This window comes from Wolbachia endosymbiont of Culex quinquefasciatus Pel (assembly GCF_000073005.1).
Taxonomy (GTDB): Bacteria; Pseudomonadota; Alphaproteobacteria; order Rickettsiales; family Anaplasmataceae; genus Wolbachia.
In genome coordinates this window covers 533,581-559,601 of record NC_010981.1, presented here as the reverse complement: position 1 = coordinate 559,601, position 26,021 = coordinate 533,581, and the positions used below count along the sequence as shown (strand labels likewise).

Below are 26,021 nucleotides of genomic sequence, written 5' to 3'. Positions count from 1 at the left end.
TTTGTAGTGATTATGTCGAATTTAAGCTGCCTTTATGGCGATAATGTCGAATTTGTGGAAGAAATTTATAGCCGTTACTTGCAAGGCGATAAATCAATTGGAGAAGATTGGCACAGAATTTTTTCGAGCAATTTAGAAGTTAATAAAGCAGAACCCTGCAGGGCACAGAATGAAGCTAAGGTAGATGTTGATGATTTAGCAAATTTTTTCAGATTTTATGGTCACTTTTTTGCAGACTTAAATCCATTATCACCGCATGTAAATAAGGAAATAGATTATCAAAAATACTTGAATCTTTCTCCTACAAGTGACACTAGAATCTACAGAGATATTTACTGCAAGAATATCGGTTTTGAATTTATGCATATTTCCTCTTATGAGGAAAGAGTTTGGCTGCAGGAGAAAATTGAAAATCAGGTCTATACGCTAAGCCCTCAGGATAAAAAAGAAATACTAAGGCACTTGATTGAATCTGAGATGTTCGAGCAATTTCTCCATATGAAATTTCCTGGATATAAGCGTTTTTCTATCGAAGGTGGGGAGTCAGCCATTGTTGCAATTGAAAGAGTTATTAGTGATTCTGCAGCTTTTGGTATTGAAGAAATAGTTCTTGGTATGGCCCACCGAGGACGGCTCAATGTTCTAACCAAAGTGATGGGAAAAGATTATGCGGCAATGCTGTCTGAATTTCAAGGCAACCTTGCATATCCAAGTGGTCTTGAGGTGTCTGGTGATGTCAAATATCACCTTGGTTACTCTTCTGATCGAGCACTTGCTGGTGGTAAAAAAATACACTTAAGTTTATGTCCTAACCCATCTCACCTTGAGGCGGTAAATCCGGTTCTAGCTGGAAGAGTAAGAGCAAAACAAAATACGAGATCTGTGCTTGGCATATCAATTCATGGTGATGCAGCTTTTATCGGGCAGGGAGTGGTTGCTGAAACCCTGACTTTGAGCAACATTGAAGGTTATAAAGTTGGTGGTATCGTGCATATTGTCATTAATAACCAAGTTGGTTTTACTGCAAATCCTAATTGTGCACGCTCATCTTTTTATTGCACTGATGTAGCAAAATCAATAGAAGCTCCAATATTTCATGTTAATGGAGATAATCCAGAAGCTGTGAGTTTTGTTGCGAATTTGGCAATGGAGTATGTGCAGAAATTTAAAAAGGATGTGGTGATTGACATAATATGCTACCGCAAATATGGCCATAATGAAGGCGATGAGCCAAATTTTACTCAGCCACTTATGTATAAAGCAATATCAAAGCATAAAACTCCAGGCACGCTGTACGAAGAGAAGCTGACTGCAGAGAAAGTGCTAGGTAGCGATGAAGTAAGTAAATTACGCAGCGAATTTAGAACAAGATTGGATAAAAGCCTTACTGAGTCAACGACTTATACTCCGAAGAAAGCTGACTGGTTTGATGGAGTGTGGTTAAAACTCAGGAGAGCAAAGTTGAACGATTTGAGTGAATATTATACGGACTCTGGTGTTTCACCAGATGAGCTAAAAAAATTGGGTGTACACATAAATAGCAATATTCCAAGTAGTTTTAATCTCAATAATAAAGTCAGAAGAATACTTGATGGCAGAATAGACAGTATAAATTCCGGTAGCAACATAGACTGGGCAACTGGTGAAAGTCTTGCATTCGCGTCATTGCTTAAAGAAGGAATAGGAGTGCGCTTGTCAGGACAAGATTCTGGTCGCGGTACCTTCTCGCACCGTCATTCAAGACTTGTTGATCAAGTAACAGAAGAAACGTTTATTCCACTGAACAACATAAGTGAGAAGCAAGCTCGCTTTGAAGTTATAGATAGCGCACTATCTGAGTATGCTGTGATGGGTTTTGAATATGGATATAGCCTTGATTCTCCTTATTCACTTGTGCTCTGGGAAGGGCAGTTTGGTGATTTTGCAAATGGCGCGCAAATTATGATCGACCAATTTATCTCATCTGCAGAAACAAAGTGGTTGCGGTCAAGTGGTCTAGTTCTACTTTTGCCTCATGGTTATGAAGGGCAGGGGCCTGAGCATAGTTCTGCTCGTATAGAGAGGTTTTTGCAGCTCTGTGCAGAGGATAATATGCAGGTGGTTAATTGCTCTACTCCTGCGAATTATTTTCATGCTTTACGCCGACAAATTAATCGAGATTTTCGTAAGCCTTTAGTGGTGTTTACACCTAAATCACTATTGCGTCATAAAAGCGCAGTTTCTAACCTTTCTGACTTTGAAGGAAAATTTCTTACGGTAATTCCAGAGTGTAGAACAGGTTTAGTTGCAAGTGATAAAATACGTAAAGTTGTAATATGTAGTGGTAAAGTTTATTACGACATAATTGAAATGCTTGAAGCACAAAAAATAAACGATATAGCAGTAGTGCGTTTAGAACAATTTTATCCATTCCCGGCCGATAAACTAAACAATGAACTCGAAAAATATAAGAACGCTGAAATTATATGGTGTCAAGAGGAACCAAAAAATATGGGAGGATGGTTCTTTGTCAACCCATTGATAGAAGAGGTATTGTCTGGCCTCAATGCTCAAGCAAAAAGACCTAAGTGCATTGCAAGACCTGCTGCTGCATCTCCTGCATGTGGTTATGCTAATATCCATGCTCAGCAACAAGCAGAAATTTTGAAGCAAGTTGCGCAGGTACAACTGTACAAACACTGAGCGGCTTCAAGCAGACTTATTAATTAGACTCTAGCACTTAGATAACTTACAACAATCAAACCTTTTATATACTCATACAAATATAAAAAGACTTTTATTTTTTTATAAAAGTATAATATTTATTAAGATTTTCATTTATTTTTCTCAAAGTAGTTAATATAGTAAATATTAATATTAATTAATATAAGATATATATGAGGACAAAAACATTTGAGAGGCTAATAGGGCAAACTAGACTACGCAGCGATAGCAAGGCTAAAATCATACGGTTAAATAGAGACAAAAAGGCTTTTATAGATGAGGATAAAAAGTCTATCGAATTAGCTGAGGCTATTTTTGCAGAAAATAATATGTTTCGTTTTCGTAAACCAGGTCCTGCTACGGATTACATTTTGCACAAACTAATAAATGATAGAAAGCTTCTCGAGGAAATGAAAGATAGAGGTACAAGTATAATACGTCTTTTTTCTTTGCTATCAATGTATCGTGGTCTTCCTAAGTGCTATGTTGTGAGAAAAGAAGGGTGTATTACTGAGTTTGGAATACTTACTTATATTGACGAATGTTTAGAATCAGTACCTTTAGAAGATTTTATACTTATTGAGTCTTCCTCGTACCTAGAGTACATTTTGTTTGATAATGATAATATCAGAAATAGGTTAGCTGAAGATTTGACTGAAGATAAAACAAAATTAGATATTTTCGTAAATGGAATTTTAGCAATAAATAGCTCGAATTTAGTATTATCTTGTATCAACACAATCGAGGCTTTTAATGAGGAAGCTAGAAATTTTGTCAATCACATACAGAAAACCAATAGGATGGACTACCTCTTTAAGGAAAATGGTACAACACTTGTAAAGTTAGTTCTAAAAGAATTATTAAAACTTTCTATTTTACAAGAAAGAGAAAACACTACATTAGAATTTCCTCAAATTTCGAGTGTGGAACATTGTAATGGGCGATAGACTTTAAAATGTGCAAGGCTCATTTAAATATGAGCCTCAGTATCGCTTAACTTTTATGGAGCATACTTTAACTTTATTTCACTTCCACCAAGGGAATATTGTTCCAGCTATTGCTGCCATAGTTATCAATAGAAGCGTTTAGGTAATCTGTATCAAATCGTACTGGTACATCAAATTCGAAGCTTGCGGTGATTATTGTGCCTTTTGCTGGTGGTTTCATAAATGCTATTTCTCCAGTTGAATAATTCACTGAATATTTTTCTGTCTTTTCACCATCTAGGTAAATTTTTATTGTATCATGCACTGGCTTTTTAATAGTTCGTATATGCTTGTCTTTTCCACTTATGTAAGTTTTCATCAGTTGAAAGATCGTTTTTTTATCGTCTCCTATGCCAATTTCTTGATTGATAACTGTAAAGTCTGACCAATCCTTAAAACGAAATCCTATTGCTTTACCTTTTCGTGCCTGAAAAAATGTTATGAGTTCTGTTAGCTGCTCGTTTGACCTGACTCCATAAGCTATGTTATACCTGGCACGTGCACGAGACCAATTGATATTGCGCTGCTCACAACCATTATGAACCTCAGTTATGGATTAGAAAATAGATAAAAGTATAACTAAGAAGAGGGAAACAGGGTAAACTCGAGTATTTTAGTAATAATAAGAGGTTACCCATGAAGAAAGATATTACAGAACTGTACTGTTGCGTCGAGGATTTTTGTCGTGCGGTAGATGATAATTTTGCAAATAGGTTCTTATCAAACGGCAAAAAACCAACCAGAGTACCAGAAATAGCGCACTCAGAAATTCTAACCATAATCCTGTTATACCATAAATCACCATGTAAAAACTTCAAGGCTTTTTATCTTTGTTATCTTCAGTTATTCTATAGATCAGAGTTTTCAAAGCTGCCTTCATATCACAGATTTATTGCCTTAAAGCCGCGAGTTTTGTGGTATTTAGCATTACTTTTGCAATGGTTCTGTGAACAAGCGAAAATGACCGGCACTTCCTACATCGACACCTCTACGATTGCCGTTTGCCACAAAAAAAGGATCTCTAGGAATAAAGTTTTTAATCATCTAGCAGAAATTAGTAAGAGTACGTATGGTTGGTTTTTTGGCTTCAAGTTGCACTTAGTGATTAACGAAATTGGTGAAATTCAAGCACTTACCCTAACCAAAGGTAACGTTGATGACAGAAAACCTTTACCAACTCTCACTAAAAGACTGACCGGACTTTTGTTTGGAGATAAGGGCTATATAAAGAAAGAGCTTTTTGAGAAACTCTTCGATAGAGGCCTAAAGTTAGTCACTAAAGTAAAAAAAGGTATGAAAAACGCACTAATTTCACTTAAAGAGAAGATTTTATTAAGGAAAAGGTCGATTATTGAGACTGTTTTTGATTCCTTGAAAAACAAATTTGAGATTGAGCATACAAGACATAGATCGCCAACAAATTTCCTAATTCATGTTTTTTCTGTTCTGATTTCCTACTCCATGCAGTCCAAAAAGCCTTCTATTTCTATGCCTTTCTTTATCGGCTAATCCATAACTGAGGTTATGAGTTGTTACAACGTCAGTGGAAAATTCAGGTCCTCCAGTAGAGCCATAAGATATATTTTCTGGAAATCTAATTTCTGTAAATGACATATGCCCTCCTGTAAAAATAAAATTGAGTTGATATAGATGAAGTAGGAAAGATCTTAAATTTTTGAAGCTGCTTTATCAATCAGGCTATAAATTTTAAATCCCGTTTCTTCTAAAAAAGTAAAGGTGTTGTTTTCTCCTACCTTACCTTTCAGTTCGTTAATGTCTTGATGACTCTGCGTTAACTGATATACACAAACACATGCAATGGCTAAAGCAACTCCAGCAAGACATGCTAAAGGCATTGGTTGAGTAAAAACAGCAGCTATAGCAGATGCTGTGAATGCTATAGGGGAGTGTTAAATAAACTGTGTCAAACCGAAAAAAAAGTAATAAATTGATATAAAAAAATGGAGGTTTGACAATGAGTCAGAAAGTAGTAAACAGAACTACCGGTTTGGTAGATTATAAAGAATTAGAAACAAATATCCTGTCGTCTATACGAGAAGGAAGACCGTTGACAGGAAGAGATGGAGCATTAACACCGTTTATAAAAAAGTTGCTGGAGGTAAGCCTGGAAGGTGAAATAGAAAACCACTTGTCGGCCGAAAGCGAAGAGAATAATCGAAGAAATGGGAGGAATGCAAAGACTTTACGTACAAGCGCAGGGTCATTTGAGCTTTTGACGCCAAGAGATAGGGAAGGAAGTTTCGAACCACAAATAGTCAAAAAAAGGCAAACAAACTTACATCCAGAGCTTGAAACGAAGATTTTGAGCACATTTGCCAGTGGTATGGGCTATAGAGATATAGTGTCACATGTTGAGGAAATTTATGATCACAAAATATCGGCGGCAGAGATATCAAGTATTACTGACAAATTGCTACCAGTAATCAACGAATGGCGTAGTCGCCCGCTGCAGTCTGTATATCCGATAGTTTTCATGGATGGCATGTTTTTTAAAGTCAAAGAGGACGGGCATTGCGTAAGTAAATGCATGTATAACATATTAGGCATAGATCAAAATGGCAAAAAAGAAGTATTAGGTTTTTATTTGGCTGAAAGTGAAGGAGCTAACTTCTGGTTGGGAGTGCTAAATGACCTCAAAGAAAGAGGAGTAGAAGATATCCTTATTGCCTGCGTTGATGGGCTGAAAAGCTTTCCTGCAGCTATAAACAGTGTCTTTCCTAATGCGGAAGTGCAGATGTGTATAGTGCATCAGATACGCAACTCACTGAAGTATGTGGCCAGTAAAGATGCGAAGAGTTTTTTGAGCGATTTAAAGAAGGTATATCAAGCTTCAAGCAAGGAAATTGCCGAGAATTATCTGTTGGAATTGGATGAAAAATGGGGCACAAAGTACCCTATGGTTATAAAATCTTGGCAGAATAATTGGGAAAACTTGTCTGGTTATTTTAAGTATTCTGGTCCAGTTAGGAGGATAATCTACACCACCAATCCCATAGAGGGGCTACATAGGCAAATTAGGAAATTCACTAAGACCAAAGGCTCATTTACCAGCATAAATGCCTTGTATAAGCAGGTATATTGTGCTATAAAGAAGGTAGAGGAAAAGTCGACGATGCCTGTACATGATTGGGCATTAACTATCTCTCAACTTGATGTTTTCTTTCCTGGCAGATTGAAAATTGAGTTGAACTAAAAATGCGGTTTGACACAGTTTATTTAACACTCCCTGCTATAGCTGTTATTACAGCAGCTATGCTATAAATAGCTTCTCTTCTGTAACTATTGATTAATTTCTTTTCTATTTCCTCTTGTTGTGTTTCTTGCCCTTGTTGATGAGAAATAGTAATTACTGTATCTGTATGAATTGGCTCACTAGCGCTGGTATTAATTCTCTCTTTTTGTGTTTCATGATCTTGCACAATTGCTGATTTGCTAGTTCTGATATTATATTGTTCTTCTTGCTCTGATTGATCAGAAGCAGAAGCTTCTGTAACCTCACCAAAGATTTCTTCATTAGAAACTGATTGATTTTCTGTTATATCAGAAGGGATTTTGCTAAGAAGTGGCACAAAATGCCTCATGTAATTCACTACTCCTACAGTTTTTTTGCTACTATCTATCTCTAGTTGATTGAGATTTATATCTTGTATAAAAACTTCTGGATCATCATCATGTCCTGTAATTTTAGTTACCGTAACTTTTTGACTATCTTCCTCTATTGAATAAATATAAAGTTCCACTTTGTACTTGTCGCATATCATTCTCCCTTCAATCTCTGGACGACCCCATATAGCTAGAGAATTAGTTTCTGTAGACATATTTTTAATGTTGTTTAGATATTTAGAAAAAGACTTGGAATTATCTGGCTTAATAGTAACTTTTTCTCCTTTTTCTTTTCCATCTTCGCTTATTTCTTCTTCATCTTCGCTTATTTCTTCTTCTTTATCTTTACTTGTTTCATATTCGTTATAGTCTTCTAGTAACAAATCATTATCTGTGCCATATCTACTTTTCAAAATCTCTAAAATCTTCCCTTCTCTATCTTCACGATATTCCTCTAGTAACCAGCTGAAAAACTCCTCTTCTGTATATTTGGTTATTATTTCTTCACCTTTACACCAGTCTGTTTGTGCAGATATGCCTTTTTCATCTTCGCTATTTCTTTCCTTCGCTATTACTTTGCTATCCAAATTTCCTTCACCTACAAAATATCCTCCTTCTTCAGCATCTCCTGTTATTTTTTTATAAACCCACGAATTTGCATTTGCTTTAGCATAATTTTCACAATCTTCTCTTAATGATTTTGCGGTAAAACGATGACCAGGTTTTATATTTAGCTCATTCAATCCTTGAGCCAAGGAGTCAAAAAAGCAATCTCCTTCTGATATAGAAGCTCCTATTTTTAGCTTTTCAGGATAAGCTTTCTTTAGATCAGTCAATGAATTACTTTTTTTTGTTTTTTGTGCCCGAAATTTATCAACTAGTCTTCCTAGCCTTTGAGAATAAAAAGAGTCTAGATTCTTCAATAAAAATTGACTTAATTTTGTGCTTTTTTCGACTTGCCGAAAAAGAGCAATTGGTTTTCTGTTGAAATTTTTCATGTTATAACTCCAAAATAATAATTGTATTTTAATAGATTAACCAGCCTAGGAAGGCTAATTACTTAAGGTCGTGCTGTGTTGCAAGCAAACATCACCTACTTTTCTTGAACTAATATGTAGCCTATACATATTGTTACTTACTATATCTTAACTATACTTAAACTCTCTTGTGCTGTCAAGCAGGAAATTTATTAATCTTTTAACTCATTCACTTTTTTACGTAATATATTCAAATCAGTTTTTCCTACAAAAAGACTATCTCCTATTATCAAAAAAGGTGTACCGCCTACTCCTAGATCCCTTACTAAAAGTTTGCTGTTGTTTATCATTTGCTCAATTTTGTCTGCATTATTTTTCATAGAGTTATTAAAATCGTTCTCGTTAATCCCTATATTTTTCACTATACCTAATATAGTTTTATCTGAAAATTCTCCTCTGTGATCTAGTGCAGCATAGTGAAAATCTAAGTACTTTTCTTTATCGATAAAATAAGTTGCTAAAGCACCTTTTGCTGCCTTTAAAGAATTGTTACCAAGTATTGGAGCATCCCTAAAGATATACTTAACTTTGCCATCATTGATCAATTGTTTTACATCGTTCTTTATAGCTTTGCAATATCCACAAGAATAGTCAAAAAAACCTACAGCTATGATATTGCTATTTTCATTTCCTGAGTAAGGATAAGTAGAGTCGAATATTTCATTTTTATGCTGAGAAATTTTATTTTTGGTTGCATTAGCATAACTATTTTTAGCTGACTCTTCCTGGAGAGCTTTTAGAACTCTATCAAAATTTTTACTGATGTAATTATCCAATCTCTCACCTATATAATCATCATTTAAGTTCTGACTGCGGTGTGAAAGCCAATTGTTTATTACTGGTAAACTTGCTACTGCAAGTATAAAAATCAATAAAAATGGTATCTTAGACATATACTTACTTAAAGAATACAAATATTAAAGAAATGCTTAATGTTAAAACATTTTTATCAAGAAATGCAAACTTTATAAAATGAAATTTAAGATATTTTTGTAAAGTTCATCATAAGATTTGGTGATGAAAAATTTTGCAAAGTAAGGCATTTATAAAGATTTAGATAGTCTTTACCGCTATTTCTAGCAAATTGTAAGCAAAAAAGTTGATTATCTTGTAATCGCTGCATATAATATCGGTAAGCGCGTCGCTAAGTAATATGAACACACTAAGTCTTACATTTCCGATAGTGTTGTTCGGATATAATAGAATGATTTTTCAATAAATGTAAGTAAAAAATGAGGTTTTTAAAAGCTGTCTTTAACTTAGCAATGTTAGCATTTTTTGTAGCTTCGACAGCTGAAGCAAGGTGGAGTAAGTACGAAGATGCTTCTGTCGAGGTTAAGTTTTCTAATGTTAACATTAATGTTAATAGAGATGGTACCTACGAAACGGAAGTAGAACTACAAGCAAAAATACTCAAGGAGTCTGGGCGTGATAGATTTTCTCTGTATAGTTTAATCTACAATGATGATAGTGCAGATTTGACTGTTTTAGAAGCTAAAACAGCTTATAACGGAGAGGAATATATAGTCACTGAAGACATGATAGAGGATAAACCGCTAGCTAGCCCTAGCAAAGGTTTCGATCAGTTAAGGCAAGTAACTATATCGTTTCCTAAAATAGAAATTGGTACAGAAGTATATTTAAGGTATAAACAAGTTAACAAAAAGGTTCCTGTTGATAACTTTTATGGCTTGAGCTTTTCTTATCATGGGGATTATTTACAAGCAGAAAATACTAAAATCAATTCTGAATTACCCCTGGAGATTAAAGTTAATGATCCAAGAGAAGTATTAGAAATCGCTGAGGAAAAAAATGATGATATACACTCTATAAGCATTGCTTTAAAGAAAGCAGTTTATGAAAACACAACAAATGAACCACATAATGGAATATTGAACATAAAACACAACACTTGGGTATCACTTTCAAGCTTATCTGAATGGGAGGATTTAGCTAAAAAATTAGCTCCTGGATATCATAGCGTTATCAATCAGCCGCTTCCTGCAACTTTTGAAGCTATAGCAGAATTTGCTGACAATGAGAGTACCGATGAGGAGAAAATTAATGCAGTCACTTCTTTATTGAATGAAAAAGTTCAGTACATGGGAGACTGGCGTACAGTGTCAGGAAAATTTTTTCCGAGAGATTTGGAGAAAATTGCTGATTCTCAAGTCGGGGATTGCAAAGACTTTTCTGCTAGCACGGCTGCTATTCTGCAAAAACTTGGTTATAAAGTTCAACCTATTTTAGTTATGAGAGGAACTACTAGCACTTCTAATCCTGAAGCATTACCTAATATGGGTAATTTTAATCATGTGATGCTCAAAGTAACAAATAGAGATGGAAAAATATATTGGATCGATCCAACTAATACCGTCAGTATGGCACAGGGTATTTTTCCAGACATTGCTGATAGGAACGCTCTAGTACTCGATTCTGAGGAAGCAGATTACATAAAGATTCCTGCTGTACAAGGTGAAAATTCAAAAGTGATATCCCATAGTGAATTAACTATAGAAGATAATGTTGTAAATGAATATGGCCAGCTTACCGTGCAAGGGGAAGCAGCCTTAGGCTTAACAGGGGTTGGATTGTATTATTCAAATGAGCAATTAAGGGATTCTGTTTTTCGTATGATTAGTGGAGTATATCTTGATGAAGAAGAAAAGAAGTTCTTAGAATTGCCTGACCTTACTTTACGTAATGTAGAAGATCTTACAATCAAATATGAGTTTCAGCAAAAAAATAAGATTTTTAAGACAAATCTAGGACCTGCTTTGAATTTAGGAGATAATTGGCTTAATGATGTTGTCAATACAGCTTCTGACCAAGTGTCAGATCTTTTTATTGGTGTTCCTAAAACTAAGGAAAGCCATATGATAATAAAAGATATCAAAATTAAAAATTGTGAAAATTTGAATTTTGAAATAAATTCTCCTTGGTTATATGTAAATAGGTTCTGTAAATATCAAAATGATGGAACCGAATTTAGCAATTTAATAACCATAAAGAAAAGCTTTATTACCAATGAAGAATTAAAGACTGCTGAATATAAAAACTTAAAAAGCGAATTGGAGAATAATTTTTCTAGAGCCTCTATAATAATAAGTGAATGAGTTGTGCTGGGAAAAGCACTTCTTAAAAGGCTTAAAATTTTTAAAATATGTACAATAACTTACGCGACTTCATCAGAGCATTAGAAGAAAAAAAAGATCTAATTAGAATTAAAAAAGAAGTTTCAACTATTCTTGAAATGACAGAAATTCATCGTAGGGTTTTGTCAAACAAGGGACCAGCTATCATCTTTGAAAATGTTGTCACAGAAAATGGCAAAAATTCAATTCCCGTTTTAGTGAATTTATTTGGTACTATTGAGAGAATTGCATTCGGACTTGGTATAAATTCTGATGAATTAAGGGATCTGGGTAAACTTCTAGCATTTTTGCGATCACCTGAGCCACCAAAAACCTTCAAAGATGCTGTGAAAATGTTTCCTCTACTAAAAGTTGTATTGTCGATGCGGAGCAAAGTTGTGAGCAAAGCCCCATGTCAAGAGGTGGTGCTAACTGGGGATGAGGTGGATCTTAGTTTGCTACCTATTCAGACATGCTGGCCAAACGAGCCTGCACCGCTTATCACTTGGCCACTTGTGGTAACAAAAGGACCAACAGCAGACAAGCAAGATAATTTCAATCTTGGAATATATCGTATGCAGGTTGTGAATAAAAAAACGACTCTCATGCGCTGGCTTGCACATCGTGGTGGTGCAGGTCACCATAAACGGTGGAAGGAGAGGGGACAAAATATGAAGTTTCCTGCGGCTGCTGTGATTGGTAGCGATCCTGCAACAATTATTGCTGCGGTAACTCCGGTGCCGGAGACTTTATCAGAATACCAATTTGCCGGGCTGCTGCGAAAAAAACCACTTGAGCTTGTAAATTGTAAAACTATTCCTCTTCAGGTTCCAGCTCATGCTGAGATCGTTCTGGAAGGATATGTAAGTTTAGATAAGTATAGAGATGAAGGGCCATACGGAGACCATACCGGTTACTATAATGCTGTTGAACAGTTTCCTGAGTTTAACATTACTGCAATTACAATGCGCAAAGATCCAATTTATCTCAGCACTTTCACTGGCAAGCCACCAGATGAACCATCAATTCTTGGTGAAGCACTCAACGAAATTTTTGTGCCGATTCTTATCAATCAGTTTCCGGAGATAGTAGATTTTTATCTGCCTCCAGAAGGTTGTTCATATAGAATAGCGGTAGTATCGATAAAAAAGGCTTATCCAGGGCATGCAAAAAGAATTGTTATGGGCATACTCTCTTTTCTCAAACAGTTTTTATATACCAAATTTATCATAGTTGTTGATGATGATATAAATATACGTGATTGGAAGGAAGTGATGTGGGCAATGTCAACAAGAATGGACCCTGTGCGTGATACAATTACGATAGAGAATGCCCCAATTGATTATTTAGATTTTGCTTCCCCTGAAAGTGGTCTCGGAGGTAAAATAGGGTTTGATGCAACAAACAAACTTCCACCTGAAACCAAACGAGAATGGGGAAGAAAAATTGAAATGAGCGAGGAAATAATAAAGAAAGTTACAGAGAAGTGGAAGGAATATGGGTTGACAGATGATTGAGATATGATGTAGACTACCGCCGTGTATTTAGGTGTGGTTTGTGAGGCTTTTATATCTTTTATTTTTGTCGGCATGTTTTTCTCTGTATTACTATGTGGGTCCTACATTCTCGCCTTGCCCAAAAGCAACAGTTTGCTTCTCACCTGAAGAAGACTGTGCTGTACCGATAATCAGCGAGATAGACCAATCTAAAGAATCTATCTTAGTTCAAGAATATACATTTACTCTTGGAACAGTTGCAAAATCTTTGATTAACGCCAAAGAGCGTGGTGTTGATGTTAAAGTCGTCTTAGATAAATCACAACTCCATTCAAAATATAGTGTCATAAGCGAATTGTTTTCAAATGGAATACCGATTTGGATCGATAATAAGCCAAAAATTGCTCATAATAAGGTAATAATTGTTGATAATCAAAAAGTCATCACAGGATCGTTTAACCTCAGTAAGACAGCTGAAAAGGGAAACGCTGAAAATTTATTAATTATTGAAAATTATCCTGAATTAGTCCAGCAGTATGTGAAGAACTGGGAAATACGAATGTCACAATCCTATCAATATGCTCCCTAGATACTTGATATCAAAAAAAGTCTTTTTATTGATAGATTTAATTTCTTGTGATATAATAAATTAAAAGGTTTTAAGGGGTAGGTAATGGATTACATAAATGATGCTGCTGATAGTTACGCTGCCATTCATGATTTTTTTCAAAATAATGGTGTTGGAGATTACAAAGTTCAATGCAATTATGGTGGTGTACCGTATGCTACTGACAAATATGTACATTCTGGAGACAAATTTTGGAGCAATAATTTTATAGACTCACATTTTGGAAGGGAAATAAAAATGTATCCTCAAAGTGAGCTTTTAGCTAAAGAGTATGCTGGTAATACACTACCGGTTTCAATATCACTAGACAAGGATCTAATAAAAATAAAAGAATGTCAGAAAAAAACTAAATTTGTAGAACTAGAAGGGGAATCAGGTGATATAGTATATGATAAGCAAAAGCATATAAAGTGCTACACGACAAAGTTATCATATGACGATGTTTCTGTTCATAATAAAAACGAAGTTTCAATACTGAATATTAGATATGATGTGCCAAACGATCCAAGATACAGTTTAAACATAGCCTTCACAAAGGTTAATGATAATAAACCAGGGTTTTGGCAAAAGTTTAAAAATATGTTTTAATAGAGTAGCTTCTAAATCAAGGGGATTTTGTTGAAAAATGAATATCTACTTAATAATGAATTTGGTCAGTAGCTACTAAGTTTGTTTCATAGCTATGCAACAAAAGGTTTGTGCCCTCACGTTTATTCTCTGCAACACGAAAAGTTCGTACAGTTGTACATGCTATGTAGTAGATAAACTTCTACTATATTTTTTTATTCAACTTACCTCTTGTCTATTGAATAGATTTTGTATTAAACCTAAAATTCAACGCACCTAAATATATAAGCATTCCCAACAAAATCATAGGTATAGAAAGCAACTGTCCCATAGTTAAATTGAACCATAAATAGCCAATTTGATAGTCTGGCTCGCGGAAAAATTCAACCATAAAACGTGCTACTCCATACAACATAACTGCAACTCCAGTTGTTGCACCATAATACAATCTCATTTTGTTCAAGTAAAATAGTGAATTTACAACTACGAAAAGTAGCGCTCCTTCAAAAAATGCCTCATAAAGTTGGCTTGGATGGCGCAATAAATTATCACCACTTTCTGGAAATACCATACCCCACGGCATAGTTGTAACCCTGCCAAATAACTCTCCATTTATAAAATTACCTATGCGGCCTAGAAGTAAACCTATCGGAACTCCACAAGAAATTAGATCCAGTGTGTAAAATATAGGAATGTTATGTCTTCTACAGGAGATTATTACTGCAAGCAAAACTCCTATAGCACCGCCATGAAATGACATACCTCCTTCCCAGGTCTTTAGTATTTCGATAGGATTGCTTATATAGAGAACTGGATCATATATCAATACGTACCCAAGCCTACCTCCAAGGATAATGCCTATAATAACGGCTGTTAATAACGAATCGTAAAAATTCTTAGTAAATATTTTTTGATTGTCTAGCTTATGTAAATACCAATATGCAAAAACTATACCCAAAACATATGCTAAAGAGTACCAATATATAGAAACAGGACCGATGCTAAAAATAACTGGACTTAAAGACATATTTTACTACAAATTATTCTTAGACAATCTACTTTTCTCACGTTCCCACTCTCTCTGCTTTATGGTTGCTCTCTTATCATAGAGTTTTTTTCCTTTCACAATGGCAATTTTAGTTTTTGCCAACCCTTTATCATTAAAATAGATAGAAAGTGGCACAACAGTTATTCCAGAGGTTTTGATTTGACCAATTAGCTTATTTATCTCTTTTTTATGCAAAAGCAATTTTCGTTCTCTTTTTGGCTTGTGATTCTTTTGGTTTGCAGCTTTATACTCTGCGATATGCATATTGTTTAGCCATATTTCACCTTTTTTTTCAGTAACGTAAGCATCAGAAATGTTTGCTTTTCTTTCCCTTAGTGATTTCACTTCACTACTTAAGAGGATCATACCTGCTTCAAATTCTTCTAAGATAAAGTATTCAAACCTTGCTTTTCTATTTTCTGCAATAACTTCCATATCTAAAGATATCTTTAAGCTTCAATATATTACAGAACTTTTGGTTTAATTCATAACAAAACAATTATCTCAGTAAATGCAAGTTTGGTTAAAAAAGTTCCAATCTTCCTGCAAGTGTAATTTGTTCCACTCTTCCTACTGCCATTTCAGCCCTAGGACTAGCATTACCTGACAAAGAACTTATCACATCTTTGCAGCCCCATTCAATAGCAAAGTGTAAAGGAGCATATCTATTATTGTTCTGTTTACTAACATATGCCCCACTTTCAATTAAAATATCTCTTATACTTTCATGATCGCTAGCAAAATGCAAAGGAGTGCGTCCACAACTATCCCACACATTAACACATGCTCCATGTTCAATCAGAGTTCTTACTATGTTTTCATTATCACTTTCAGCAGCAAAATGCAAGGGAGTGCTTCTATAATTATCCCACGCATCGACGTATGCTCCGTGTTCAATTAGAGCTATTACTATGTTCTCATAGCCACTCTTAGTAGCAAAATGTAGAGGAGTGTGTCCATCATTGTTCTGCGCGTTAACATCTGCTCCACATGCAATTAGAGCTCTTACTACACTTTCATTCCCACCTTCGGCAGCAAGATGTAAAGGTGTACATACATCATTGTCCCACGCATTAACATTTGCTCCACTTTCAATTAAAATATCTAATATGCCTTTGTGGTTCCATTCAGCAGCAAAATGTAAAGGAGTGCATCCATCGCTGTCCCATGCATCAACATATGCTCCATATTCAATTAGAGCTATTACTATGTTCTCATAGCCACTCTTAGCAGCAAAATGCAACAATGTAGTTTCTACAGGATCTAGATCACTATGTGTAGTGAATATATGATTGATATTAAATCCACTATCTTCCCACCTCCGTAAATCAATTCTTTCTAATTTTATTTTTATTCGTTCAACTATGTTGTTCTTGCTTAAACCTGAAGTATCATTTATTTCTTCAAGCATTTTTAGAAAATCATCAAGCGTCATAATCTCCACTACTTATTAAAATAACTTGGTTATTATGTTCTTTGACACAAAAATCAAGAACTTTTTATTTTTCTAAAAAATCATTTAAGTTATACTCCAAATCATGAAAGTCAGGCAAAATATTAAGTTTTTTTCTCTATCATTTGTGATTTTGTCTTCTCTATGGATTACATTGTCTGGTTATTTTGAGCCTTTTTTTATTCTCTGTGGAGTATTTTCTTCTGTGTTCACATTGATTATCTTTAAAAGGTTAATTGATGCTGAAAGTGCCCTTAGTCAAATTCTAAATGATAGTGGTAGGCTGTCACTTTATCAGCTTATAAGTTATATACCTTGGCTAATTTACCAAATTATTTTTTCAAGTATTTATGTAACAAAAAAGGTGCTACGATTCAAATCTACAGTTGAGCCAATTGTTATTGTAAGAGAATGCATAGGACATAATGATAAGACCATTGCATTATTTGCTAACTCGGTTACGATTACTCCTGGAACTTTAACTATCAATGTTGAAAAGAAGCAGAAAACATATTTATCTACCATATGTTTGATAGATAAAGATCTTGAAAGTGGCATTTCTGAAATAGAAGGTAAAGTCTTAAAAATGTTACACCTAGTTAAGTAATTGCTTTAAATAAGTTAACAGCGTCTCTGTATTCTCTTCTTAGGCTTTCAAGCATTTCTTTTGGAAGGCTATCAATAACAGTAGAACATAAATAATTGTACAAATCTTCTAGCCTTGATATGTTATTTTTCTTCTTGCTGTTGAATTTGTACGGAAAAATGCCCTCCATAATTTCAATATCAACAACCTTATTTAAAAATGCATTTTCACTTGTTATGCTTATTCTTGTAAGTATAGTATTAATTTCAGGTTCATTACTCGTATAAATATCTGATAATTCTGCCATTTTAATGACGTATAAAGTTACTACTTTTGATAAACAATTATCAGAATATTCACAATTTTTTATTACCTCCCACTGAGTAACCTGAGACTTGCTTGTTTTTGCATTGCTTGGTAATTTATTCATTGAATTTTCTCCATTTAATTCAGTGTAGTAAATTATACTAATACTTTGTTAAATAAATAATAACGCAGCCATAAAAATATGCATTTATTTACCATAAATTGTATAATATTCCTAAAATGAAATGTTAAAGTTACTTCAAACTGAATGATTTCTTTAATTCCATGTTATTCAGCAGTGTAAAATATTGCTACACAATAGTATTTATTCTAAAATAAACTTTCCTTTTGAGCTATTTTATTAATATCCATTCTTACGGCTGCACTAAAATGAAAAAGATAAAACTCGGAATACTAATTTCAGGTAGAGGATCAAACATGCAGGCTTTAATAGAAGCATGTCAAGATCAGAATTTCCCTGCTGAAACTGTGTGTGTTATCACAAATAATAGTGAAGCTGGAGGCCTTAAAATAGCAAAGCAAGCAGGAGTTTCAGCGTTTGTTGTTGAAGATAAGCCACTTGATACTGATAAAATTCATGAAATACTTGTTCAACATAAGGTTGATTTAATTTGCCTTGCAGGGTTTATGAGAATTATAAAGGCCAATTTCCTGAATAAATGGCATAACAAAGTTATAAATATTCATCCCTCTTTACTTCCGTCATTTAAGGGCCTAAATGCTCAGGAGCAAGCTCTGAAAGCGGGTGTAAAAATTACAGGATGTACTGTGCATTATGTTACTCCTGAAATTGATGCTGGAGCCATAATCGCTCAAGCTACTGTTCCAGTGTTACCAAATGATGATGTTCACAGTCTCTCAGAGCGCATTCTAGCTGAAGAGCATAAGTGTTATGTAAAAGCAGTAAGATCAATAGTAGAAGGTATTAACTATTGACCTTGAGCGTTTCTTCCAACTTCAACAAAAAATAAATTTTCAGGATTCAGTAAAGAACTTGCCAGCTTGTTTACTTTTTCCAATTGAACATCATTAATGATATTTGCATAATTATTTATATGGTTAATATCACGATCATCTATCTGCATACTATCCAGTAACGTTGCTGTATTCGCATTATTGGATAGAAAAGAGAAGATAAGGTTATTTACTAAACTGGTTTTTGCATCCTTGAATAATTGTTCGTCAATTCCTTCCTCTTTTATTCTGCTAAATGTATCTTTTACTGCTGATATAGCTTTGCTAGCAGTGGAACTATCAGTACTCATAAATCCAGATACAATATTTCCATGCTTATTAGGAACATTACGTGCACTAACACCATAAGTAATACCTAGATTTTGTCTCAACTCTTTCATCAGTATTGAGTTTAGACTCATACCACCAAGCGCATTAATCAAAACACTAGCATTATAGTAATTAGGGTCTTCATATGCTATGCCTTTTTGAGCAAAAAGTATTACACTCTGTGGTATATCCATAAAAACGCTCTTACTTTCTGCAGGCCCAAATTCATTTTTTACAGATACCTTCCTAACTTTCGATCTTTTTGATGGTAACTTAGATAAATATTTATCGAGCAGCGTACTAACTTCTTCTTTTGTTGCACAACCAACAATACTAATAACGATATTATCCTTAGTAAAACTACGCTTTATGTATGTTAAAACATCGTCTCTAGTAATGTTCATTATAGTGTCTAGAGTTCCATATGGATCTCTTGAGTAAGGATGTTTTTTGAACAACAATGTATCTAACTCTTTTGCAGCAATAAAATAAGGGTCTTTTTCAAAATTATTAAAGTTTACTTTGGCTTTTTCGAATACTCTATTTAACCCCTCAGGATCAACTTTAGGGCGCATTATAGCATCACTCAGTAGTGAAATTGCATCCTCTAGATTCTCAGATAAAGTGTTTAATGAAACCCTAAATGCTTCTAAACCAGCAGTAAAATTTAAACTAATTCCTTTATCCTCAAGCCTTTTCGCAAAATCTTTGGCATCATTTTTTCCTGCTCCTTCTTGAATTACAAGAGAAGTAAACCAAGCAAGCCCCTGCTTTTCTGCACTTTCATACACACAACCTGCATCTTTGAATGATATATTAAGTGAAACTTTTGGTAGATCATGGTTTTCAACAAATAAAAACTTAAATCCTTTATTAGTAGTAACCTCCTCTATATTTAAGTGACTGCTTGCTTGCAAATTAAAGCCTAGACAGAAAAAAAATAGAAATACATATTTACTTATCTTCATTATTACCTCCTTTTGGTAGCAAACGACCAACTAATTTATTAGTAGAAAAGATAGCGTGAACTTTATTATTTACATCCTCTAGATTGACATCATTAATTTTGCTATATGAAATGTCTATTTCATCAAGTGGAATACCTAGTGCTAGACGTGGTATATAAAACATTGCTATATTAGTTAAATCAGATAGATTATCAAGCTGTGCTGCTTTGTATTTAGACTTTGTACTTTGCAACTCTTCACTTGTTATTCCTTCAGAGTTAAAGTGATTAATAGAATTTTCTAACTCTCTTGCAACAGCATCCAAATTCACCCCGCTTTTTGGAGTTACCCGAATCTCAATGTAACCATTACTAAAAGCTAAGCTATTATAATAAGCAAACACTTCTACTGCTACATTCTTATCTAGAACTAAATCTTTATATAGCTTACTAGACTTGCCATTCCCCAAAACATCAACTGCCAAATCAACAGGAAAAGTTTCACTTATTTGCTCAAATAAAGGAACACTATAGCGAAAGTATAAAACTGGCTCTTTTACTTCAGTGCTTTCTAAAATTACCGATATATCTGCATTATGTATTGAATCTTGGTTCGGATAATGCTTCACTACAGGCTCAGCTTTAATTGCACCATATTTTTCCTTTGCTAATCCCACTACTTCTTCAAATTCTACATCACCAACAACGAGCAGTATAGCATTACCTGGATGATAATAGTTATCATGAAACCTTGTTATGTCATCTTGATTGTAAGTTTTAATATCGCTCTCCCAACCAATAACAGACCTACCATAACCATTACGATAAAATGCACTGTTCATTTCCTCCCATAGTAAAGCTTCAGGATTATTATCAAATCTCATCTTTCTTTCTTCTAATACGATATTTTTTTCTCTATCTATTTTGTCTTGAGTAACATCAAAATTGCCCATTCTATCTGCTTCAATTTCCATTGCTAGTGGTAAATCTTTTTTGAGAACTAATTCGTAGTAGCAGGTGTATTCTTTAGTGGTAAAAGCATTAAATTGGGCCCCAATGCTGCCCAAAGTGGATTCTATGTCTTTAAATTTTCCTGTAGTTTCAAACATTAAGTGTTCAAAGTAGTGAGCCAATCCTGCTTTGCCAATTGGGTCATCCATTCCCCCAACTTTATATATTATTGCATGAAAAACAGCTGGAATTCGGTGATTAGGTACTACATAAACATCCAATCCGTTACTGAGCTTAGCATGCTTTATGATTTCAGCTTCCAAAGAAATCGGACAAATGAAAAAAAACACAGATAGTATAAAAAAACTAAAGAATTTGCGAAGCATTATTTCATTCCTCATTTTGCTTAGAGATAGACCTATCATATATATACCACTTATATAACAATGTACACATTCCACAAACTATAGATAGATCTGCTAAATTAAAGGCTGGCCAATACCAATCATTGATATGAAAATATATGAAATCATATACAGCGCCCCAATAGATTCTATCAATTACATTTCCGATCGCTCCACCAATCATCAGAGAAAAACTAAGGTAAATTGACTTATCATTAGATTTATATATCAAGTATGCAAGTATACCAATTATTAATATTGAACATGCCGAAAAAAAGAAGCTGCCATGCGGTAGAGTACTACACATTCCAAAGCTAATTCCTGAATTCCAAACTTCAACTAATTTCATAAAACTAGTAATCTCGATTGACTCCCCCTCATCAATCAATGAGTTTATATACAATTTACTTGTTTGATCGAATGATACTATAATCAATATAATAACTAAACATATCCTTTTCATAAGTTTATCTTTAACTGGTAAGCCTTCATTATATCACGGTCTATCTGTTTTGTTAACTCGTTAATACTATGGAATTTTTTTTCTGCCCTAATAAATTTTAAAAGTTGTATGTCAACCTTAAAATTGTATACATTTTCGTTGAAGTCAAATATATGCATTTCTACTATAGGTTTTTTTAAGTCCTTAAATGTAGGTCTCATACCAATGTTGACTACTCCATATAGCCAACTTGAACTATTTTCAGAAAATGCAACTTTGGCGTAATATGTACCAAGCTTAGGTTTTATCATGTAATCTTCTATCGGAATGTTTATGGTTGGAAACCCTATTTCTCTACCTCTACATGCACCTTTTGTTACAATACCAGAAACTTGATAAGACCTACCAAGCAATTTATTAGCAATTTCTATTTCGCCTTTTTGTAAACACTCCCTGATTGAGGAAGAAGAGCAAATTTTTCTATCGATTATCAATGGCTCTAATTTAGTTAAAGAATATTCATACACCTGAGAATATTTTTCTAGAGTTAATATGTTACCCAATCGTTTGTGACCAAAAGTACAACTTTCTCCAACAGTTATATGTTTAGCACCATACTTCTTTACCAAAATCTTACCAATGAAGTCATCGCAGCTAACCTCAGAAAAACCTCTATTAAAATTAATAATATACAAGTAATCTATACCATAGCTGCTGATTAGTTCCTTTTTTTGTTCTTGGTCTATTAACCTAAAATTGTTCCTACTAAATAAAACAGTTGATGGGTGAGGCTCAAAAGTTAAAACTGCAGAGGGTAATCCTCTTTCTTGTGCTACCTTCTTTAGATTGGAAATTGCAAACTTATGTCCTAAATGAACGCCATCGAAATTTCCGAAAGTTAGTGCCACATTATCTTTTATCCCTTGCTCACAGTTGTAAATAATTTTCATACAATTTGATATTTTATATATATTTTTTATATATAATAGTTGTATTTTATGAACTATGGAGATAAATCGTGAAAAACACTAAAGGAAAAGTTGTAATATATGTGAAGAAGTACTGCCCATTCTGCAAGAAAGCAAAAGAGTTATTGGATGAAAAAGGTGTGAAATACGAAGAAATTGATGTACTTAGAAACTCGGATTTGTTTGACGGTATAAAATCAAAATATAACGTCAGGACAGTTCCACAAATTTTTATTACTGATGAAAATGGTGATTATGTACATCATATTGCTGGATGTGACAAATTGATGGATCTTGAAAAAGAAGGAAAGTTGGATAATATGTTAAATAACAATGAAGATAGCATTAATGCAACAGCTTACACAAGCGGCAGTGATGAACACGAGGGATGTAATATAATACATAATGAAGATTTATGTGATTTTTTTGTCTTACTGTTGCTGGCATACCCACTTTAAACAATTTTTAATGAATTAAAAATACAATTCATCTAGTGAGTTTTTTTAGTGGGAAAAAATGATAAAAAATATTATAATTGTTAGCAAAAACTTAATTAGTATTGAATTAATTAACAAACAAGATTTAGAGAGTTTCATCAAGATTTTCACAGTGCTTGATAAGCATATAGCAGCTAAAACTCTTTTTACAGAAGAAGTGACAATAGAGTATAAACAACACAATTGCATAGAAGTTGTTGAATTGATAAAAGATACAGGTTTTACATATCATGATGTTGAGAATGTGTTAAATCACCTAAGTAATCATGGAATGAAAGTACCAAGTAGCGTTATAGCAAGCACCCTTTCTTCTTCATACAATCACGCACTTGAGTCTAAGGATGTAGCATTTGCCTGTTCTAAAGGGTTGCCACAATTTTACATCAGGGTAAATAAGAATACCTTTATAATGACTCCTATAAGTGAAGAGAATCTGGAATTGAATTCGCAAAATAGCAAAATGCTTATAGAGTCATTAAAGAGCGAAAAAAGCACTTATGATTGCATAGTGGAAGAAAATATCATCAAAGTTATAGTGCATTCTGAAATACATCAGGCTATAAACTCGATTATAAAATCACTGATAAAGTCTTGCCTTTTAGCAAGAGATGAAGAAGAAAAATTCAAAGAGAAATTGAGACAACTTGCTTTTAAAGATCAAGCTTTCGTTGAGTATTCTAGCATCAAAACCATTCATAGATATCCGAATAACCATCCTCTGAGAAAGCATGAAAGTGTTATTAAAGATATAGAAAATATTTTATGTGATTTCATAATAAATGAGAACAGCGGGTTTGCTATAGAGCGGTTAAATAGACTGGGCTCAGAAGTCTCTCCAAATACTCCAAGAATCATCACTAAAACTATAGATAAGCTTGTTAAGTTTCACTAAAATGTTGTTGGAATGGTTTTAGCCAATGTCTACATATATCTGATTTTTACTGATTGAGTGGAGCAATTGAGCTGCTCTCTGTCATCCCAGCGTTTAACACTGGGATGATTTCGTTGTATGGTATCTTATATAGTGTTTTACAAATTCACATAGCTATTTCAAATTTACCCATATCAATGTCAGTAAATTTATTGAGAAAATATCACTTAGTTCTTTAAATTTATGTTTTTGAATATATATTAATCATTTATTTTCAAAGCCTCAATAAAAGCATTTTGTGGGATGTTTATGTTTCCTACAGAATGCAATCTTTTCTTACCTTTCTTCTGCTTTTCAAGCAGCTTCATCCTTCGTGTAACGTCTCCACCATAGAGCTTGGCTGTTACATCTTTTCTATACGGGTTAATCGTTTCTCTAGCAATAATTTTTCCGCCTACTGCCGCTTGAATCGCGATTTTATATTGCTGGCGTGGTATCAAGTCTTTCAAACGTGCACATATTTCACGGCCTCTTTTTTCTGCCCTGCTTTTATGAACAATGCAGGCTAACGCATCCACAGGTTCTCCATTAACTAAAAAACTTAATTTATCTATCTGACTTTCCTGATAATCGGATATTTCCCAATCTAAACTTGCATATCCCTTGGAAATTGATTTTAGTCTATCGTAAAAATCAAAAACAACCTCAGACAGCGGTAATTTATACTTCAGTAGTGCTGTTGTCGTATTACCAACATAAGATAAATCCTGCTGTTCTCCTCTCCTCTCTTCACACAGAGATAGAATCTCTCCTAAATATTGATCAGGTACCATTATAGTTGCAGTGATCCACGGTTCTTCCACTATTTCAATTTTTGTAGGGTCTGGCATATCGCTTGGGTTATGGATATTTAAAACTTTACCATTTTGTGTTTCAACTTTATATATAACACTCGGTGCAGTTGCTGTTAGATCTAAATCAAATTCTCTTTCGAGTCTTTCTTGAATGACTTCAAGATGTAGCATTCCTAAGAAACCGCAACGAAATCCATAACCTAGGGCATTTGACGTTTCAGCATCAAATGTAAAACTAGCATCATTTAAATGTAATTTTTCTAGTGCTTCCCTTAAATATTTAAAATCATCTGTGTTATTGGGAAAAATACTGCAAAATACTACAGGATGTACTTCTTTAAAGCCAGGTAATGCCTTGCTGCACGGCCTTTTCTCTTCAGTAATAGTGTCTCCTACTTTGCAGTCTGCTACTTCTTTCATTGAAGCAGTTATAAAACCAACTTCACCTGCTGAAAGTTCACCAGTCATAACTTTTTTAGGAGTGAAAATACCGATATTATCGACCTGATATGTAGCATTATTAGACATCATAACGATTCTCATGCCTTTTTTTAGTACTCCATTTTTAACTCGCACTAAAATTACTACTCCTAGGTAAGGATCATACCAACTATCAACTAAAATTGCTTGCAGTGGAGCATTTGTATCACCTTGAGGAGCGGGAAGTTTTGTCACTATAGCTTCAAGTACATCCTTTATCCCAAGACCAGTTTTTGCCGATATCAAAATTGACTCAGTTGCATCAATTCCGATTACCTCTTCAATCTGAAGCTTTATCCTTTCTGGATCTGCAGCAGGAAGATCGACTTTATTAAGCACAACTATTATCTCATGATTATTGTCAATTGCCTTGTAGACATTTGCCAGAGTCTGAGCTTCAACTCCTTGGCTGCTATCTACTACCAAAAGTGAGCCTTCACATGCGGCTAAGCTTCGGCTGACTTCATATGAAAAGTCAACATGACCTGGTGTGTCCATGAGGTTGAGGCAATATTTATTACCATTATTTGCAGTGTAATTGAGTCTTACCGTTTGTGCTTTGATTGTGATTCCGCGTTCACGCTCTATATCCATTGAGTCAAGTACCTGATTGGTCATTTCCCTTGTCTCAAGACCGTTACATTCTTCTATCAAACGATCAGCAAGAGTTGACTTCCCATGATCTATATGTGCTATTATTGCAAAATTTCTTATATTGTTCATAGATCTACTTAT

At 34.2% G+C, this 26,021-nt stretch carries 25 protein-coding genes and 1 pseudogene; 12 read left to right on the top strand and 14 right to left on the bottom strand.

Translation table 11 applies throughout. The annotated features are described in order from the left end of the window. The first annotated feature begins 12 nt into the window (after positions 1-12). Entirely contained in the window at positions 13-2,682 is a 2,670-nt protein-coding gene (locus WP_RS02535) for a 2-oxoglutarate dehydrogenase E1 component (protein WP_007301957.1), read from the top strand. 194 nt (positions 2,683-2,876) lie between these two features. Continuing rightward, entirely contained in the window at positions 2,877-3,650 is a 774-nt protein-coding gene (locus tag WP_RS02530; RefSeq protein ID WP_007301956.1) for a hypothetical protein, read from the top strand. A gap of 73 nt (positions 3,651-3,723) precedes the next feature. On the opposite strand, the gene WP_RS02525 is transcribed toward WP_RS02530, so the two are convergent. Continuing rightward, positions 3,724-4,242: a TIGR02217 family protein gene (locus WP_RS02525; RefSeq protein ID WP_255324074.1), complete on the bottom strand. Its 519-nt coding sequence runs from the start codon at positions 4,240-4,242 to the stop codon at positions 3,724-3,726. Positions 4,243-4,325: 83 nt separating this feature from the next. On the opposite strand from WP_RS02525, the gene WP_RS02520 reads away from it, so the two are divergent. Beyond that, positions 4,326-5,198, top strand: coding sequence for an IS982-like element ISWpi16 family transposase (locus tag WP_RS02520; protein ID WP_007301954.1), 873 nt, complete (start codon positions 4,326-4,328; stop codon positions 5,196-5,198). A 12-nt stretch (positions 5,199-5,210) separates the two neighbouring features. Here the strand turns inward: WP_RS02520 and WP_RS07685 are convergent. Together WP_RS07685 and WP_RS02515 are read right to left on the bottom strand one after the other, a co-directional pair. Beyond that, a pseudogene (locus tag WP_RS07685) lies at positions 5,211-5,303 on the bottom strand (TIGR02217 family protein); the annotation flags it as partial. Between the two features lie 53 nt (positions 5,304-5,356). Beyond that, positions 5,357-5,545, bottom strand: coding sequence for a hypothetical protein (locus WP_RS02515; protein WP_012481849.1), 189 nt, complete (start codon positions 5,543-5,545; stop codon positions 5,357-5,359). Positions 5,546-5,664: 119 nt separating this feature from the next. Here WP_RS02515 and WP_RS02510 point away from each other — a divergent pair, with 119 nt between their 5' ends. After that, positions 5,665-6,903 (top strand): IS256-like element ISWpi15 family transposase, encoded by a 1,239-nt coding sequence (locus WP_RS02510; protein ID WP_007301911.1) that lies wholly within the window; start codon positions 5,665-5,667, stop codon positions 6,901-6,903. Between the two features lie 19 nt (positions 6,904-6,922). Here WP_RS02510 and WP_RS02505 read toward each other — a convergent pair whose 3' ends face one another. Further along, positions 6,923-8,311 carry an OTU domain-containing protein gene (locus WP_RS02505; RefSeq protein WP_012481848.1) on the bottom strand — a complete coding sequence of 463 codons (1,389 nt, stop codon included), beginning with the start codon at positions 8,309-8,311 and terminating at the stop codon, positions 6,923-6,925. A gap of 191 nt (positions 8,312-8,502) precedes the next feature. After that, positions 8,503-9,243 carry a DsbA family protein gene (locus WP_RS02500; protein ID WP_007301952.1) on the bottom strand — a complete coding sequence of 247 codons (741 nt, stop codon included), beginning with the start codon at positions 9,241-9,243 and terminating at the stop codon, positions 8,503-8,505. A 339-nt stretch (positions 9,244-9,582) separates the two neighbouring features. On the opposite strand from WP_RS02500, the gene WP_RS02495 reads away from it, so the two are divergent. The 4 genes from WP_RS02495 (at position 9,583) to WP_RS02480 (ending at position 14,196) form a co-directional block, all read left to right on the top strand. Further along, positions 9,583-11,466: a DUF3857 domain-containing protein gene (locus WP_RS02495; RefSeq protein ID WP_007301951.1), complete on the top strand. Its 1,884-nt coding sequence runs from the start codon at positions 9,583-9,585 to the stop codon at positions 11,464-11,466. A 47-nt stretch (positions 11,467-11,513) separates the two neighbouring features. After that, on the top strand, positions 11,514-13,001 hold the full coding sequence (locus WP_RS02490; protein WP_007301950.1) for a UbiD family decarboxylase: 1,488 nt from the start codon (positions 11,514-11,516) through the stop codon (positions 12,999-13,001). A gap of 40 nt (positions 13,002-13,041) precedes the next feature. Beyond that, entirely contained in the window at positions 13,042-13,569 is a 528-nt protein-coding gene (locus WP_RS02485) for a phospholipase D family nuclease (protein WP_007301949.1), read from the top strand. 84 nt (positions 13,570-13,653) lie between these two features. Continuing rightward, positions 13,654-14,196 (top strand): hypothetical protein, encoded by a 543-nt coding sequence (locus WP_RS02480; protein ID WP_007301948.1) that lies wholly within the window; start codon positions 13,654-13,656, stop codon positions 14,194-14,196. A gap of 214 nt (positions 14,197-14,410) precedes the next feature. Here the strand turns inward: WP_RS02480 and lgt are convergent, their stop codons facing one another. From lgt to WP_RS02465, 3 genes are all read right to left on the bottom strand, one after another. Beyond that, positions 14,411-15,202: a prolipoprotein diacylglyceryl transferase gene (gene lgt, locus WP_RS02475; RefSeq protein ID WP_007301947.1), complete on the bottom strand. Its 792-nt coding sequence runs from the start codon at positions 15,200-15,202 to the stop codon at positions 14,411-14,413. Positions 15,203-15,208: 6 nt separating this feature from the next. Then, complete coding sequence (gene smpB / locus WP_RS02470; protein ID WP_007301946.1) at positions 15,209-15,658, bottom strand: SsrA-binding protein SmpB; 450 nt, start codon at positions 15,656-15,658, stop codon at positions 15,209-15,211. 88 nt (positions 15,659-15,746) lie between these two features. Beyond that, positions 15,747-16,658, bottom strand: a complete 912-nt coding sequence (locus WP_RS02465) for an ankyrin repeat domain-containing protein (protein WP_007301945.1) — start codon at positions 16,656-16,658, stop codon at positions 15,747-15,749. A gap of 103 nt (positions 16,659-16,761) precedes the next feature. On the opposite strand from WP_RS02465, the gene WP_RS02460 reads away from it, so the two are divergent. Beyond that, positions 16,762-17,283 carry a Na+/H+ antiporter subunit E gene (locus WP_RS02460; protein ID WP_006015458.1) on the top strand — a complete coding sequence of 174 codons (522 nt, stop codon included), beginning with the start codon at positions 16,762-16,764 and terminating at the stop codon, positions 17,281-17,283. Here WP_RS02460 and WP_RS02455 read toward each other — a convergent pair. Continuing rightward, positions 17,276-17,692, bottom strand: a complete 417-nt coding sequence (locus tag WP_RS02455; RefSeq protein WP_007301944.1) for a hypothetical protein — start codon at positions 17,690-17,692, stop codon at positions 17,276-17,278. The two genes, WP_RS02460 and WP_RS02455, sit on opposite strands and share 8 nt — an antisense overlap. Before the next feature lie 266 nt (positions 17,693-17,958). On the opposite strand from WP_RS02455, the gene purN reads away from it, so the two are divergent. Further along, the gene (purN, locus tag WP_RS02450) at positions 17,959-18,525 is read left to right on the top strand and encodes a phosphoribosylglycinamide formyltransferase (RefSeq protein WP_007301943.1); all 567 of its coding nucleotides are present in this window, start codon (positions 17,959-17,961) and stop codon (positions 18,523-18,525) included. On the opposite strand, the gene WP_RS02445 is transcribed toward purN, so the two are convergent. Genes WP_RS02445 through ribF form a run of 4 tightly spaced genes read right to left on the bottom strand, consistent with a single transcriptional unit; the run spans position 18,519 to position 22,566 of the window. Continuing rightward, positions 18,519-19,841 carry a M16 family metallopeptidase gene (locus WP_RS02445; protein ID WP_012481846.1) on the bottom strand — a complete coding sequence of 441 codons (1,323 nt, stop codon included), beginning with the start codon at positions 19,839-19,841 and terminating at the stop codon, positions 18,519-18,521. The two genes, purN and WP_RS02445, sit on opposite strands and share 7 nt — an antisense overlap. Further along, positions 19,828-21,156, bottom strand: a complete 1,329-nt coding sequence (locus tag WP_RS02440) for a M16 family metallopeptidase (protein ID WP_012481845.1) — start codon at positions 21,154-21,156, stop codon at positions 19,828-19,830. The genes WP_RS02445 and WP_RS02440 overlap by 14 nt, the downstream gene beginning before the upstream one ends. Before the next feature lie 4 nt (positions 21,157-21,160). Continuing rightward, on the bottom strand, positions 21,161-21,637 hold the full coding sequence (gene lspA / locus WP_RS02435) for a signal peptidase II (protein ID WP_007301940.1): 477 nt from the start codon (positions 21,635-21,637) through the stop codon (positions 21,161-21,163). Next, positions 21,634-22,566 (bottom strand): riboflavin biosynthesis protein RibF, encoded by a 933-nt coding sequence (gene ribF, locus WP_RS02430; protein WP_007301939.1) that lies wholly within the window; start codon positions 22,564-22,566, stop codon positions 21,634-21,636. Before ribF ends, lspA begins: the two co-directional genes overlap by 4 nt. 68 nt (positions 22,567-22,634) lie before the next feature. Here ribF and WP_RS02425 point away from each other — a divergent pair, with 68 nt between their 5' ends. Next, entirely contained in the window at positions 22,635-23,042 is a 408-nt protein-coding gene (locus WP_RS02425; RefSeq protein ID WP_007301938.1) for a glutaredoxin, read from the top strand. Between the two features lie 58 nt (positions 23,043-23,100). Next, positions 23,101-23,973: a hypothetical protein gene (locus WP_RS02420; RefSeq protein WP_007301937.1), complete on the top strand. Its 873-nt coding sequence runs from the start codon at positions 23,101-23,103 to the stop codon at positions 23,971-23,973. Between the two features lie 239 nt (positions 23,974-24,212). On the opposite strand, the gene lepA is transcribed toward WP_RS02420, so the two are convergent. Beyond that, the gene (gene lepA / locus WP_RS02415; RefSeq protein WP_007301936.1) at positions 24,213-26,009 is read right to left on the bottom strand and encodes a translation elongation factor 4; all 1,797 of its coding nucleotides are present in this window, start codon (positions 26,007-26,009) and stop codon (positions 24,213-24,215) included. Positions 26,010-26,021: the final 12 nt, after the last annotated feature.

What these genes read in the sequence shown, in the direction of transcription:
- WP_RS02535 (WP_007301957.1), top strand. Translation starts at nt 13, where the DNA reads ATGTCGAATTTAAGCTGCCTTTATGGCGATAATGTCGAATTTGTGGAA.
- WP_RS02530 (WP_007301956.1), top strand. Translation starts at nt 2,877, where the DNA reads ATGAGGACAAAAACATTTGAGAGGCTAATAGGGCAAACTAGACTACGC.
- WP_RS02520 (WP_007301954.1), top strand. Translation starts at nt 4,326, where the DNA reads ATGAAGAAAGATATTACAGAACTGTACTGTTGCGTCGAGGATTTTTGT.
- WP_RS02515 (WP_012481849.1), bottom strand. Translation starts at nt 5,545, where the DNA reads ATGCCTTTAGCATGTCTTGCTGGAGTTGCTTTAGCCATTGCATGTGTT.
- WP_RS02510 (WP_007301911.1), top strand. Translation starts at nt 5,665, where the DNA reads ATGAGTCAGAAAGTAGTAAACAGAACTACCGGTTTGGTAGATTATAAA.
- WP_RS02505 (WP_012481848.1), bottom strand. Translation starts at nt 8,311, where the DNA reads ATGAAAAATTTCAACAGAAAACCAATTGCTCTTTTTCGGCAAGTCGAA.
- WP_RS02500 (WP_007301952.1), bottom strand. Translation starts at nt 9,243, where the DNA reads ATGTCTAAGATACCATTTTTATTGATTTTTATACTTGCAGTAGCAAGT.
- WP_RS02495 (WP_007301951.1), top strand. Translation starts at nt 9,583, where the DNA reads ATGAGGTTTTTAAAAGCTGTCTTTAACTTAGCAATGTTAGCATTTTTT.
- WP_RS02490 (WP_007301950.1), top strand. Translation starts at nt 11,514, where the DNA reads ATGTACAATAACTTACGCGACTTCATCAGAGCATTAGAAGAAAAAAAA.
- WP_RS02480 (WP_007301948.1), top strand. Translation starts at nt 13,654, where the DNA reads ATGGATTACATAAATGATGCTGCTGATAGTTACGCTGCCATTCATGAT.
- lgt (WP_007301947.1), bottom strand. Translation starts at nt 15,202, where the DNA reads ATGTCTTTAAGTCCAGTTATTTTTAGCATCGGTCCTGTTTCTATATAT.
- smpB (WP_007301946.1), bottom strand. Translation starts at nt 15,658, where the DNA reads ATGGAAGTTATTGCAGAAAATAGAAAAGCAAGGTTTGAATACTTTATC.
- WP_RS02465 (WP_007301945.1), bottom strand. Translation starts at nt 16,658, where the DNA reads ATGACGCTTGATGATTTTCTAAAAATGCTTGAAGAAATAAATGATACT.
- WP_RS02460 (WP_006015458.1), top strand. Translation starts at nt 16,762, where the DNA reads ATGAAAGTCAGGCAAAATATTAAGTTTTTTTCTCTATCATTTGTGATT.
- WP_RS02455 (WP_007301944.1), bottom strand. Translation starts at nt 17,692, where the DNA reads ATGAATAAATTACCAAGCAATGCAAAAACAAGCAAGTCTCAGGTTACT.
- purN (WP_007301943.1), top strand. Translation starts at nt 17,959, where the DNA reads ATGAAAAAGATAAAACTCGGAATACTAATTTCAGGTAGAGGATCAAAC.
- WP_RS02445 (WP_012481846.1), bottom strand. Translation starts at nt 19,841, where the DNA reads ATGAAGATAAGTAAATATGTATTTCTATTTTTTTTCTGTCTAGGCTTT.
- WP_RS02440 (WP_012481845.1), bottom strand. Translation starts at nt 21,156, where the DNA reads ATGCTTCGCAAATTCTTTAGTTTTTTTATACTATCTGTGTTTTTTTTC.
- lspA (WP_007301940.1), bottom strand. Translation starts at nt 21,637, where the DNA reads ATGAAAAGGATATGTTTAGTTATTATATTGATTATAGTATCATTCGAT.
- ribF (WP_007301939.1), bottom strand. Translation starts at nt 22,566, where the DNA reads ATGAAAATTATTTACAACTGTGAGCAAGGGATAAAAGATAATGTGGCA.
- WP_RS02420 (WP_007301937.1), top strand. Translation starts at nt 23,101, where the DNA reads ATGATAAAAAATATTATAATTGTTAGCAAAAACTTAATTAGTATTGAA.
- lepA (WP_007301936.1), bottom strand. Translation starts at nt 26,009, where the DNA reads ATGAACAATATAAGAAATTTTGCAATAATAGCACATATAGATCATGGG.